The following is a 13,526-nucleotide window of genomic DNA, read 5'->3' on the forward strand; positions in this document are numbered from 1 at the left end:
TCTTAGGTCCGTAGCTCAATGGCAGAGCAACCGGCTCTTAACCGGTAGGTTGTGGGTTCGACCCCCACCGGGCCTATATTGAATCCCCCTCGATCTTCATCGGATCGCAGGGGGATTTTCTCATACACCGCTTTGAACTGGACAAACTGCTCCTGTGATGATACATTATGTATCAGTAACGGGATTCGTCCTCCTCATCTCTGCCCTGCCCGATGCTCCGGAACGCATCCGAATGAAGCCACGGAAAGCGAGGAACCGTATGCTTGTTGTTCGATCCATGTTTAAGAGCAAACTGCTGGTATTGCTGCTCATTCTCTGCTTTTTCGACGCGTTATTTACCGATATCGGCTTGCAGCTAGCCCTCATTCAAGAGGCCAATCCGTTCATCCGCCATCTCTACGAATGGCACATCATCGCGTATTATCTCGTGAAACTCATATTCCCTCTCGCACTAATGCTCATATATCCCTATATTCGCCAGAAATTATGGGTGCAGCCCTGCCTAACCCTCACGGTTATCGTTTATGCAGCCGTCAATGTGTATCATTTCGTCTGGCTCTCGTACGGGCTAACGTATGTCGCTGGTTCTGCGTAGCGTAGATTCCGAAAAAATAGATGCCTGATGTACGTCGACCGGCTTACTCGGTATCAACGTCAACATCAGGCCTCATCGTCTGCATTTTTCACATGCTCAATGAGCTTCACTTAACACAATGGCGGGACTGTTGCCCTGTCCAAGAATTACGTCGATCTCATGCTGAATTTGCTTCAGAATGTGTAAGGCTTCCTGTGGATGGATGCCATTCTCCAGCTCCTTCTCCATAACGAGTACTTCCGTCACCAGCGCATCTGCATAGAAATTCACAGCGATCCCTTTCAGGGTGTGGATCTTCCTTTTAACGGCAACAAGCTCCCCGCCATCTATAAATGGGATCAGCTGATCATAGAAGTGAGAATAATCCTGCTTAAATTTCTCCATCATATACTGGAAAATATGCAGCTTCTGATCAATATTCCGCAGCAATTGCTCCACACCCACTCCTGGGTATTGGTTCAACAAGCTCAATTGATTCCATTTCCCTAACATATCTGTCAGCTGCCGTTCCGTAATCGGTTTAATGAGCAAATCATTCATGCCCAGCTTCAGTAGCTGCATGCGATCCTGCATAAGCATATTCGCTGTGAGTGCTACGATAGGCACGAGATTCAAATGTTTGCGCTGTCTCAGCTTCTGTGTAGCCTCATAGCCATCCATCTCTGGCATATGTATATCCATGAGAATCAGCTTCCACGTCTGGCTGTCAGCTAATTCTAAAGCTTCAAGGCCATTCCGTGCGATCACCGTATGATAGCCCAATTGCTTCAATTGCTCAGAGATAACGAGCTCATTGATCTCATTGTCCTCTACCACGAGAATGTTCCCTTTGGACTCCGTTGCCCGCTCGGCCTCCGTGTGAGCCATCGGAGTAGTTTCTGCTACAACTGTTCGGAACTCCCTCTGAGCAAGTCCCTCCATAGCCAGTTTCAGATTCGCTCTGCTTACTGGCTTCACGAGTACGACATCCGCTTGCAAAGCCTCTGGCAACCCTGACATCCATTCCCTGCCAGCCAGTGTCGAATACGCAATTATCTTCGTACGTGAACGGTCAATAGGTGCAATCACTCGTTCTAACCCATCTTGATACTCGAGATCTTCCATTTGCATATCGAGAAGCACATAGTCAACCGGCGAGTCGTTCCACGCATCTTTTTCTAACGCAGCCACCAATTCCGACGCTGTCGCTACGTGATCTGTCTCCAAGTACATCGCTCCGAGTAATTCCGCGATATGCTTAGCAACAAGAGGATGATCTTCGGCAATCCGAATTCGTTGACTCTGACAAGAACTAAGCCTGGTCTGTATAATATTTGGCTGCACGGCCTCTTCAGCACGCGCTTTCCCTAGCATTAAGTTGAAATAGAATCGGCTGCCTTGGCCAAGGGTGGACTCCACTTGCAAGACACCGCCCATGGATTGTACTAAGTGTTGGCAGATGACAAGTCCTAAGCCTGTTCCCCCATATCGCCGACTCATCGACGTATCTGCTTGTGAGAACGGAACAAAGAGCTTCGAGAGCTGCTCCTTAGAGATTCCGATGCCCGTATCCTCCATGGCGAACGAGAGTAAGTAACCCTCATCTGACCTTTCTTCTAGCGCGACTTTCAATCGCAAATAACCTCTCTTGGTAAACTTAATGGCGTTATTCGTTAGATTAATGAGCACTTGCTCTAAGCGAAACGGATCTCCACTGACGAGATCAGGCAGATCCTCCGACGTTTCGAGTATGATCTCGATTCGGTTCTTGCCTAACGATACACTCGTAAGATCAGCTACCTTTTGGAGTGATGCCTCCAGAGAGAAATCTACCGTTTCTAGTGACATTTTACCCGCTTCAAGTTTCGAGAAGTCAAGAATATCGTTAATCGTAGCCAGCAGAACGTTAGAGGAGGAATCAATTTTGCTTAAATAATCCTGCTGAATGGTAGTTAGCTCTGTCCTTTGTAAAAGCAAAGACAAACCGATGATCCCGTTGAGCGGCGTACGTATTTCATGACTCATCCTAGCTAAGAACTGACTCTTAGCCCTGTTGGACTGATCCGCTTCTTCCCGCTTCTTCAGATCCGTAATATCATGGACTGTCCCCGTCACACCATCAATTTCCTTCTCACCTTCCGTGAATAGAGGCGATAACGTCACATTATAGGCATGCTCGGACCCATCCGGATGCAGGAGGTGAATACCGAACTGTTGCGTTTTCCGCTCCAGAATGGTTTGCTCGAACCCTTTTTCCCATGTCTCCGTATCGTCCATTTGGACCAATTCTGTTAAGAGCTTACCTTTCACTTGGTCGGCATCCAACTGATACGTAAGATACATCTTACTATTGGACGAGGCAATCGTACCATCCAATCGAAATCGAAATATGAAATCTTCCGAGTTTTCTACCAAAGTCCGATACTGTTCATCCCTAGTTCTTGCTTTTATTAAAGCAGCGCGTTGCTCCGTAACATCACACGCAGAACCGATCAACTCAATCACATAACCATTTTTGTAGATGGGCTGTAGACTGACTAGGATTGTAAAACCGTTGTAGTCATACTCGTAATTGACACGTTCACCCTGCCAAGCCCTCTCATAATATTGCTGGATACGAGCCAGAAAAGATTCATTAAATACTTTCACTTCACTTACTTTCTTGCCAATAAACTGACTTGGTTTCATGCCTAGCATCTGCAGCAGCTGTCCTTCAATAACGATATACACGAATTCGTCGCGATGCTTATGAAGCTTGAATGTGAATCCTGGTTGAAAACGCAGCATATCAAGCAGCTCTTCCTCCACCTGCCGAATCTGCCCCTTATATTCCCGATTTCGAAGCAAATATCGCATGAAGCAAGCGATTACAAAAACACACATTAACTGATAGCTGATGTATTTCCAGATAACATCCAGTGATGTCCCGAATACGAGCCACAACATGGCATAATAAAAGACAAAAAAGAACGTAGACGCATACAGCCATCTCATCCAATACGCTTTTACTTGGGCAAAAATGATGCCAGTTCCAGTAATCGCTGCAATACCAATTAACAAAAGCGGCAAAGAAATCGCACCTTCCACGACAAATCTAGCTATCCACACACAAGCAAACGTAATGAATAGAGAAAGCATTCCTCCCATATAGGCAGCTAGCAGCAAACCGACACCACGGAAATTCAAACTCACCTGTGGCGCCATTTGAATACTGAAATTCATCAAGACGACCACAAGCGCACCATGTGCCAATCCGATATAGACTTTATGCAACCAGGTTGGCCTCTGATCCAGCTTCATGAAAAGAAAGAAATGTTCCACAACTACGACAAAGACCGTTATTAACGCAAAATTGACAATCAAATCACGCAACAGAGCAATCACCAACCCGTTTCTGACTCTAGTGAGGATACGCTTCTAACTTATCCTACATTATTCTATCATTTCATTTAGGCTAGTTGATACAACATTTCTTCAATATGTCTAACTTCCACTGGTTTGCTAAAATAATAACCTTGAACGAAGCGGCAGCCATACTCGCGCAGCACCTGCAATTCTTCTTCGGTTTCAACGCCTTCTGCAACCACAGAGAGGTTCAATTGGTTCGCCATTGCGAGCATGGTACTCACGATGATTGCGTTCACTTGGCCGTGTTGTAACCCTTTAATAAAAGATTGATCTATCTTTATTTTATCCACTGGGAGGTCACGCAAGTAGCCAAGCGAGCTATAGCCCGTTCCGAAATCATCCATGGCAATGCGCAGACCCAGCTCTTTGAGTTTCCCAAGTGTATCCGCGGCTAGTCTGGCATCCACACTTAAGCTCTCTGTAATTTCTATTTCTAAGTAATTGGGCTCTAAGCCGGTTTCCTGGAGGATCGCTGCAATGATCCCGCTTAAGCGACAATCATTAAACTGTTTGCGCGATAAATTGACAGCTACAAACATCGGCGGCAAGCCCGCAAGCTGCCATTTCCGATTCTGTCTACACGCTTCTCGCAGCACCCACTCCCCAATCTCGTGGATCAGCCCGCTTTCTTCTGCAATCGAAATGAATTCCGAAGGCGGGACAAAGCCGACATCAACGTTGTCCCAGCGAAGAAGACATTCCATCCCAACAACACAGCTCGTACTAATATCAACAACAGGTTGATAGACAAGATTAAATTCTTTCTTCGTGATGGCATGTCGAAGATGCATTTCAATATCCATCCGTCTCTGCAGCAAAGCGCCATTGATTAACGGAGCGCCAGGCTGCAAACTGTCCATGTATCCGTCTGGGTGTGTCGTTGCAGGATACACGCCTTTAACGCCATTTTGAACGGCAAGCTTGCAACGTTCGAGGAAATAGGTGACGACCCCTTCTCCTTCCAAACCCGAAACTAACATCTCTTTATGGAAATAATCGACTGCGCCAAAACGCATCGCTTGGATCGTTTGAGCCGAGCCTTCTGATGTCAGTGTACTTAATATGATCACAGGAATAGGACTATGGTCCATGATTAATTGAAGTGCCGAAAGTCCCATTAAATCAGGTAAGTCCATATCAATGAGAATCAAGTCCGGCCTGTCGCGAAACACACATGCTAATGCAGCACTGCCATCTGCTACAACTCTTGATAGAATAAGCTGTTCATCCTGCTTTAATATGGTCGCAATGACCCCCTGCGTTCGTTCCAACCTACTCACTAGTAGTACTCCATGCCTGCCTATCAGACTCATTCCCCCGCCACCTCTTCAAGCCATTCTTACTTATACTACCAGTATACTTTCCACTTATTAGGTTACTTACTTAAATCTTATGAATTTTGCGCCTCCTTTTCGCTAATATTTTACTAACATTTTTTTAAATTTCCTTGATGAAAACGGTTTACTCTTAAAATTCGACAGCGTATAATAGAATTATTAGCTAAATATTAGCAACATCACTCACCTCATCACTTTTACGAATATCAAATTAGAAAACTATGCGTTAGGGGGAACTTCTAATGGACAGAGTTCTATTAATTGAGGACGATGATATTATTGGTGAGATGATCTGCATGTATCTGAAGGAGGAAGATTTCTTAGTTCTCAGGTGCCACAATGGACAGGAGGGTCTAACGGCCTTACACAATTTCCAACCCGATCTGATTCTACTTGATCTTATTCTTCCAGACTTTGAAGGTACAGAGCTATGCAATTCCTTACGAGGACTAACACCTGTTCCGATTATTATCATCTCTTCTAATTCCAAAGTCAGCGAGAAAATCGAAGCCTTTACCGTTGGTGCCGATGATTATTTATGCAAACCATTCAGTATGCATGAAATGAAGGCCCGCATCCAAGTCCTATTACGCCGCTTCAAAAAGGAACTACCCGCTGAGCAGCAACTTGCTACTCCTACCCCGATACGCCAACGGATTACCGTTCCCGCCATGGAGCTCCAAATTAATTTAGAGAAACGAACCTTGCACGTACGAGGTGAATCGATCGAAATGACCTTCTCCGAGTTTGAGCTCATTCGATTGCTAGTTGAACATCCTGAACGGGTATACCGTCGCGAAGACCTGATCAATGCATTACGCGGATTCGACTCCTACATAAATGAGCGGGCGATTGATGTACATATTACGAACTTGCGCAGGAAAATCGAGGTCAATCCCAAAGAGCCAAAATATATTAAGACCGTATGGGGCGTAGGATATAAATTTGTCATCTAAAAAGCCAATTACATATTGACCTGATCCAAGATTGGATTGGGTCTTATTTTTTTGTTTTTATTATTAAAATTAGTAAAAAATGGGTTGACCTTCCAGTATTATTCCTTTATCATTTGAATTCTGAACCGCTGCCGCGGGCGGTAACTATAACTATGTAACTTACAGGTGAGGTATTCGAATGCACAATGATAAGTACATGAGGAAGCTAGATACGCTAGGTCAAGAAAAGAACGAATTATCCGATTTATTAGCTGACAGCACCGAGCACGATAAGCATGGAACAGAAGATCATCTAGTCGCTCAGAAGAAGCCTGTCTGGGCTGCCGGAATCCCAAACCATCTCGACATCATACATGTGGGGGAAAACCATATACATATCTTGAGCTCCTCACTTGAAAACCTCCATGTCATTCCCAACGGCATCCTCGATCTGAATCATCAATTCAATTTACGGAAAGCTCCTAACCAAAGGCAGATCGCATTGTGTATCAAATGGCTGTCTTGTCGCCTGCCGCCTACCTTACAGACTTTCGCTTGTATCGGCAGAGGACTTCATTCCCTTCAACAATCAGCCGTTGAGCTTGAACAGGATCGCTATTGCTTACGTGAGGATTTCCTTCTTTTTGCGCAGCAATTGGCCCTTCAAGAGTTTCATACTTTTGCCGCTGATTCCCCTTCGAAACCCTTATGGGTGCAGGATATTATTGCCTTGCACTGTGTTATTCTAGCAGGATTGTTCAAATCAGGGGCTTCTAAATTCATGCCGCACACGTTGGAATCCACTTCCTTAACAGGGCTAATCTAAGTAAATTCAACACGAGGAATATGCGTTTATAGATTTCAACATCTTCTAAGATCAGAAGCTAGCCGTGTATGGGGTGTAAGGAGACTTAAAGGAACCTATCTGCGATAGAACCAGCCCTAAACGGGGTCATTTCCTGGTAATGACCTCGTTTAGGTATTTTATTAACCATCTATTTCTCTGTCCTATTATTTAGGTAAACTAAATATAAACGAGGGTTATTACAGCTAGTTACTAGTTATCTTTATTTGGGAGAGGAGAATGAAGATGAAAGTTCAACAAGTTGTTACAGGCGTTTACTGGTTACCACTTGGGACCGTTAATGCTTACTTGATCCAAGCTGAGGATGGGCTTATTCTGATTGACACCGGTACACCAGGAAGTGCTCCCAAAATCCTGGAGGGAATTCAAGCCATCGGCCATAAGCCGTCTGACTTGAAAACCATTCTACTTACGCATGGTCATCCGGACCACGTAGGTAGTACAGCTGCACTGAAGCGAGAGGTTCCGCATGTGAAGATCTATATCAGCGAAGTGGATGCGCCGATCGTCGAGAAGGGGCAGCCGCAGCGTCCGCTGACGGCAACGCCTGGGCTCATAAATAAACTGTTGTTCCGTTTATTCATTAAAGAAACGCCGATAGAAACTTTTCCTATCGACGGCTATCTGAAAGCGAATGACACGCTAGATTTCGCTGCTGGTTTGCAAACAATCCCTGCTCCCGCGCATAGCGCAGGGCAATTCGCCTTGCTGCTGCCGAAGCAAGGCGGCGTGATGTTCGCCGCGGATGCAGCGGCCAATATGATGGGCCTTGGCTGGAGCATTGGCCACGAGAACTTCGCGCAAGCGAAGCAGGACTTAATCCGCCTAGGGAAGGCGGAGTTCAATGTCGCTTGCTTCGGCCACGGCAAGCCTTTGCTCGAGAAGGCATCGCAAACGTTTCGAGCCAAGTGGGCGTAGGTTTGGTGCGGCAGAGGAGATAGTCGATTATTTCGACTAATGCGAGGAATGTGGGAAATATTTCGGCAGAATCGGACTATTTCCCCTTTTTCTCAAACAATCCCCGTTTTAGTTCGGAGAAATCGGACTAATTCAATTTCAATAAAACAAGCCGCCCCGAGTAGAAGCATCTACTGACAGGACGACCTATTTTCATTCTTTCTTCTTCACCTTGATCGAAGCCAATGTGGCTCCCTCAGGCACAGCATGTCCTCTCGATTTGGACAATCCGATTCGCTGTGACGTGTAGATTCCTGAGTGGCCGGAGAACAGATAGCTCACGATGCACGCCATGAACATGTAAAGGATCCCCTCGGATCCGAACAGCTCCACGCCCATGATGAAGCATGCTAGCGGCGTGTTCGTCGCGCCGCTGAATACGGCGATCAGCCCCAGCGCCGCTAAGAATGGTGCGGAGAGCCCCAACAGATCGGCTAGCGAATTGCCCAGTGTAGCGCCAATCACGAACAGCGGGGTCACTTCCCCGCCGAGATAACCAGCACCAAGGGTAAGCGCGGTGAACAGCGTTTTCCATAAGAAGGCGAAGTGAGCTACCGGCTCTTCAAAAGCTTGCTGCAGCAAAGGAATGCCCAGCCCCAAATAGTCCCTCGTTCTGAATACCGCAACAAGTGCAATAATCACAAGACCGCCGATAAAGGCTCGCAGCACCGGGTTCGCGAATAGCCGAGTGTACAGCTTTTTCATCCCATGGGTAAGCTCGCTGAAGAGGATGCTGGCTAAACCGAATAAGATCGATGCCAACACGACCTTGAATATAACACCTGTGGATAACTCAGGCACGATCCCCATCGCATAGTGAATATGCTGAATCCCCCATGCCATGGTAACGAGATGGGCCACCAAGCTGGCAATAAAACAGGGGATCAACGCTTGATACCTCACCATCCCAATGGCGACTACTTCCAAGCCAAAGACGGTTCCCGCAAGCGGCGTCCCAAAAACGGAGCCAAACCCGCTGCTAATGCCGCACATGAGCAGGATTTTCCGATCAGCTTCGTCCACTCGGAAGATGCGCCCGATCCATTCGGCGAAGCTTCCCCCCATTTGAACAGCCGTCCCTTCGCGACCTGCTGATCCGCCAAATACATGCGTGACAAGTGTCCCTATGAGAACCAACGGTGCCATCCGGAAAGGAATCGCTTCCTTGCCATCATGCAGCTGTTCGAGGATCAGGTTATTCCCCCTGCCCGAATTTTTGCCTATTTTCAGATAGACATAAGCCATCAGCGCCCCGCCTAGAGGTAGAAGGAACAACAACCATGGATGGTTCAATCGTTTCTCGGTAACAAAGTCTAAGCTGGCTAAGAACAGCGCAGAAGCCGAACCTGTCACAATGCCAACTAGGCTTCCATAGAAAATCCATTTGATGAATGAACCTATTAATGCAACATGTAGGAATGTAGCGGCATGCTCTGCGAGTACCTTTAGACGATGTTTCATCGTAATTTTCACCCCTCATTGAAAGGCCTAATGTTGCAAGGGTCCGACTCGATCCATCAGATGCTTGCTTTCCGCGTTCAAGCCAATAATCGTTACGGTTTTATTGATTTGCTCGTATCTTTTTATGGCTTTGGCAATCGCCGTCACAGCCGAATGATCCCATACATGAGATGAGCTGAAATCGATGACAATATCTTCCGGGTCATTTTTATAATCGAAAAGCTCTACAAAATGTGCCATTGTACCGAAGAACAGCTGTCCCGTTATCCGATACACTTTGGAACCATTCTTCCCCATACTCGCGTGAGCCTTGATTCTTGCGGATCGCCAGCCATACACCAATGCACTTAATAGCACGCCAGATACAACACCTATTGCCAAATCTGAAGTAGCCAACACGATAGCAACCGTAACGATCATAATCAAGGCATCGCTCCGCGGAATTCTAGCTAACGTTCGAAGCGAGCTCCAATCGAAGGTCCCGATGGACACCATGAACATCACGCCAACCAGCGCCCCCATCGGAATTTGCCGAACGACATCGCCGAGAACAAGAATAAGGAAGAGCAGAAACACCCCGGAAACGAACGTCGATAACCGTGCTCTCCCTCCGGATTTCACATTAATAACAGTTTGCCCGATCATCGCACAGCCTGCCATCCCGCCGAACAACCCTGAGACCACATTCGCGATTCCTTGGCCTTTTACCTCTTTATTTTTATCGCTTTTGGTTTCCGTCATTTCATCTACAATCGTGGCCGTCATCAGGGATTCCGTCATACCGACAACCGCAAGGGCTAAGGAGAACGGCAGCATACGCCAGACCAGCTCTAACGACAAATCAATTTGTGGAATATGGAAAAATGGCAGCTCTTGTGTGATTTTGCCCATATCCCCTACGGTCCGAAGATCTAGATGCAGACTCATGGAAATAATCGTCATAACAATAATAGCCACGAGCGGAGAGGGTACCGCCTGTGTGAATCTCGGCAATATATAGATAATGAGAAGTGTACCGGCAATCATTAGCAGCATTTGCCAATTCGCCCCTTGGAAGCTGGGGAACTGCGCCATGAAAATAATGATCGCCAATGCATTCACGAATCCCATCATGACCGAATGGGGGATAAATGTAATGAATCTACCAAATTTCAAAAGCCCCATCACATACTGAAGAACCCCGGTAAGTATCGTCGCGGCGAATAAATACTCGATCCCGTATTTCGCCACAACTGGCCCCATCAACGAAGCCATAGCCCCAGTTGCCGCCGAAATCATTCCTCTACGCCCGCCTACAATAGATATCGTAACTGCAATACAAAAAGAAGCGTACAACCCAACCATCGGGTCCACCCCCGCTAAGATCGAAAAGGCAATAGCCTCAGGAATCAGCGCTAAAGCGACCGTTATGCCTGCGAGGACATCCTTACGAACGTTCGAGAACCATGCTATTTTAAACTTCTGAACCAACAACTTATCTCCACTCCTTCCATGTACTTCTTGACCTTTCAGTCTCAGAAAAGTCGGGTCCGTCGTCAACTTGTCTCATTATACACAAATGTTCGACATCCCTCTAGATTAAAAAGAAAAAGCACAGCACACTCCAAGGAGCGTACTGCACTTAATCGAGAACTTTTTATTTATCTTACGATGCACTAACTGGTTTGCGATTGGTAACAACTTCTGTTTCTTCTTCCTGCGCTTGACCTACACGTTTGATGAAGAAGGAAAGAATCAAACCAACAACCCCGATACCAATAATAACGAGATAAGAATCATTAATCCCCTGGATAGATGCTTCTTTAATCATTTCCTTCGTAGCCGTCGCTGTTTTACCAGCCGTCATTAACTCGATGACATGAGATTTGGTTCTAGTCGTCATAACGGTGATCAATAGTGCCGTACCGACGCCGCCAGCTACTTGCTTGATCGTATTGGAAATCGCGGTACCATGCGCATTCAGCCTAGCAGGCAATTGATTGAGTCCCGCCGTCGTGATCGGCATTAAGAATAGCGCCATACCAAAACGTCGTCCTGTGGACATAAGAACTAAATACGTATAACTTGTAGAATCCGTCAAATTAATGAATCCAAGTGTGGTTACGATCGTAATGACCATACCGATAATGGACAACCACTTCGCTCCGAATTTATCGAACAGCTTACCAGCTACTGGCATCATCAAGCCCATAAGAAGTGCGCCTGGGAGCATAAGGATACCTGATTCCAACGCGGTATAGCCGCGAGCATTTTGCAAATACAACGGAAGCAGCATCATATCGGCATACATAACCATGGTAACTGCAATGTTAATTAACGTTGTCAGTGTAAACATGTTGTGTTTAAAAGCTCTAAGATCTAATAGTGGTTCTTTGATAACTAGTTGACGCCATGTAAATAGAATTAAGGCAACTACACCAACAATAATAGATACGATAACTTCCGCACTGGACCAGCCTTTGCCACCAGCACTGCTGAAGCCGTAAAGAAGGAAACCGAATCCGATCGTTGAAAGAATGGCACCCCACATATCAATTTTGGGATATTGACGTTCAGAGACATTTTTCAGATAGATAAAAGCAACAGCAATGACGACAACAACAATAGGTATGATGCCGTAGAAAAGAGTACGCCACGAATAATGTTCCAAAATATAACCAGCAAGAGCAGGACCGACTGCAGGCGCAAAAATGATTGCCAATCCAACCATGCCCATAGCTCCTCCACGCTTATCTGCCGGGAAGATCGTCAAAATAACATTCATAAGAAGCGGCATGATAATACCTGCCCCAGCTGCTTGAATCAAACGTCCCGTCAACAATACCTCAAAGCCTGGCGCCACAGCTGATACAATGGTACCAATGAGGAAAATAATCATGGACGCTTGGAACAGCTCCCGCGTCGTAAAGCGTTGCATCAGGAACGCAGTTATTGGAATCAAAACACCGTTAACCAACATATAACCAGTGGTCAACCATTGTCCTGTTGAAGCGGCAATATTGAATTCGACCATGAGTGGCGGTAAGGCAACGCTCATAATCGTCTGATTTAGAACGGCGATGAATGCCCCCAGAATCATAACGAATAATAAGGGACCTTTCTTAATGGAACTAGGATCAAATGCAGCAATTTTACTCATTTCACATATTCCTTTCAAATTCAATTTCTAACTAATTGACAATGTGTTGTATAATAAACTTTATGTAAATAGTATTATAGTCATCAATCCTCATGTTCACAAGCAACAGCTTTTTTATAAATGTATATTAGTTAACAGTTTTGATTAATGTGTCGTCTACTCCATACATAATCCACAAATCTTACAGCGATTGTCGTCTACCCTAAGGAAAGAAGGAAGTGCTTTATATTATGACAACAAAAGTACAACGAACAGATCCCCGCGTGCTTCGTACGAGGCTTTTGATCCGAGAAGCATTTATTGAATTACTTCAGGAGCTTGAAGTTGAGAAAATCACCGTGAATCGCATTGCGGAGCGAGCGACGATCAACCGCGTCACCTTCTATCTTCATTATAAAGACATTCCCGATATGATTGATAAGTTGGCTGAAGAGATGATTAACGAAATCCAAGCTATCTTTCAGGAAGCTCCGGACCCACCTGGTTTTACTAGTCAGATCCTCCTGAATATGCTTGAACATATCGCGGAAAATTCAAATTTCTATAAAGTTCTTCTTGCTTCCAAACGTATTCCTGTTTTCACGGAACGGCTTATGAAGCTGATGGCTGATTTTATCACGATTCGCATGGACAAGCTAGAAGCGTCCTCAACTGTCAATCTGAAGGTTAAGAAAGATATTACAATCTGGTACGGATCCTCAGCTATCATTGGTACGATTGTTTTCTGGCTTCGCAACGATTTACCCTACACACCAGTATTCTTGGCTGCACAGCTTGCGGAGCTCCTGCATCTGCCCAAACCAGAATAACCCTACAATTATGCGGGTATAGTAAAATAACAAAGGAGCGA

Annotated in this window: 10 protein-coding genes and 1 tRNA gene; 6 read left to right on the forward strand and 5 right to left on the reverse strand. The window is 45.7% G+C overall.

Features of this window, described 5'->3' with window-relative positions:
- Positions 1–4 precede the first annotated feature (4 nt).
- Both L6I86_RS29475 and L6I86_RS29480 read left to right on the forward strand, forming a co-directional pair.
- Positions 5–76, forward strand: a tRNA-Lys gene (locus tag L6I86_RS29475).
- Positions 77–157: 81 nt separating this feature from the next.
- Positions 158–595, forward strand: a complete 438-nt coding sequence (locus L6I86_RS29480; protein ID WP_236292030.1) for a DUF5658 family protein — start codon at positions 158–160, stop codon at positions 593–595.
- A gap of 96 nt (positions 596–691) precedes the next feature.
- Here the strand turns inward: L6I86_RS29480 and L6I86_RS29485 are convergent, their stop codons facing one another.
- Both L6I86_RS29485 and L6I86_RS29490 read right to left on the reverse strand, forming a co-directional pair.
- A complete protein-coding gene (locus tag L6I86_RS29485; RefSeq protein ID WP_236292031.1) occupies positions 692–3,946 on the reverse strand; it encodes a response regulator in 3,255 nt (1,084 codons plus the stop codon).
- Between the two features lie 77 nt (positions 3,947–4,023).
- Positions 4,024–5,262, reverse strand: a complete 1,239-nt coding sequence (locus L6I86_RS29490) for a GGDEF/EAL domain-containing response regulator (RefSeq protein ID WP_236292032.1) — start codon at positions 5,260–5,262, stop codon at positions 4,024–4,026.
- Between the two features lie 299 nt (positions 5,263–5,561).
- Here L6I86_RS29490 and L6I86_RS29495 point away from each other — a divergent pair, with 299 nt between their 5' ends.
- The 3 genes from L6I86_RS29495 to L6I86_RS29505 all read left to right on the forward strand — a co-directional run bounded on the left by L6I86_RS29495 (position 5,562) and on the right by L6I86_RS29505 (position 8,037).
- Positions 5,562–6,275, forward strand: coding sequence for a response regulator transcription factor (locus tag L6I86_RS29495; RefSeq protein ID WP_056618071.1), 714 nt, complete (start codon positions 5,562–5,564; stop codon positions 6,273–6,275).
- A 178-nt stretch (positions 6,276–6,453) separates the two neighbouring features.
- On the forward strand, positions 6,454–7,080 hold the full coding sequence (locus tag L6I86_RS29500) for a hypothetical protein (RefSeq protein ID WP_236292034.1): 627 nt from the start codon (positions 6,454–6,456) through the stop codon (positions 7,078–7,080).
- A 264-nt stretch (positions 7,081–7,344) separates the two neighbouring features.
- Positions 7,345–8,037 (forward strand): MBL fold metallo-hydrolase, encoded by a 693-nt coding sequence (locus L6I86_RS29505; RefSeq protein ID WP_236292036.1) that lies wholly within the window; start codon positions 7,345–7,347, stop codon positions 8,035–8,037.
- Positions 8,038–8,229: 192 nt separating this feature from the next.
- Here the strand turns inward: L6I86_RS29505 and L6I86_RS29510 are convergent, their stop codons facing one another.
- The 3 genes from L6I86_RS29510 to L6I86_RS29520 all read right to left on the reverse strand — a co-directional run bounded on the left by L6I86_RS29510 (position 8,230) and on the right by L6I86_RS29520 (position 12,676).
- Entirely contained in the window at positions 8,230–9,537 is a 1,308-nt protein-coding gene (locus tag L6I86_RS29510) for a voltage-gated chloride channel family protein (protein WP_236292038.1), read from the reverse strand.
- A gap of 27 nt (positions 9,538–9,564) precedes the next feature.
- Entirely contained in the window at positions 9,565–11,007 is a 1,443-nt protein-coding gene (locus L6I86_RS29515; protein WP_236292111.1) for a SulP family inorganic anion transporter, read from the reverse strand.
- Between the two features lie 175 nt (positions 11,008–11,182).
- Complete coding sequence (locus L6I86_RS29520) at positions 11,183–12,676, reverse strand: DHA2 family efflux MFS transporter permease subunit (protein WP_236292040.1); 1,494 nt, start codon at positions 12,674–12,676, stop codon at positions 11,183–11,185.
- Positions 12,677–12,906: 230 nt separating this feature from the next.
- Between L6I86_RS29520 and L6I86_RS29525 the strand changes: the two genes are divergently transcribed.
- Positions 12,907–13,485: a TetR/AcrR family transcriptional regulator gene (locus L6I86_RS29525; protein WP_236292042.1), complete on the forward strand. Its 579-nt coding sequence runs from the start codon at positions 12,907–12,909 to the stop codon at positions 13,483–13,485.
- Positions 13,486–13,526: the final 41 nt, after the last annotated feature.

The organism is Paenibacillus allorhizoplanae (assembly GCF_927798215.1).
GTDB classification, from domain to species: Bacteria; Bacillota; Bacilli; order Paenibacillales; family NBRC-103111; genus Paenibacillus_E; species Paenibacillus_E allorhizoplanae.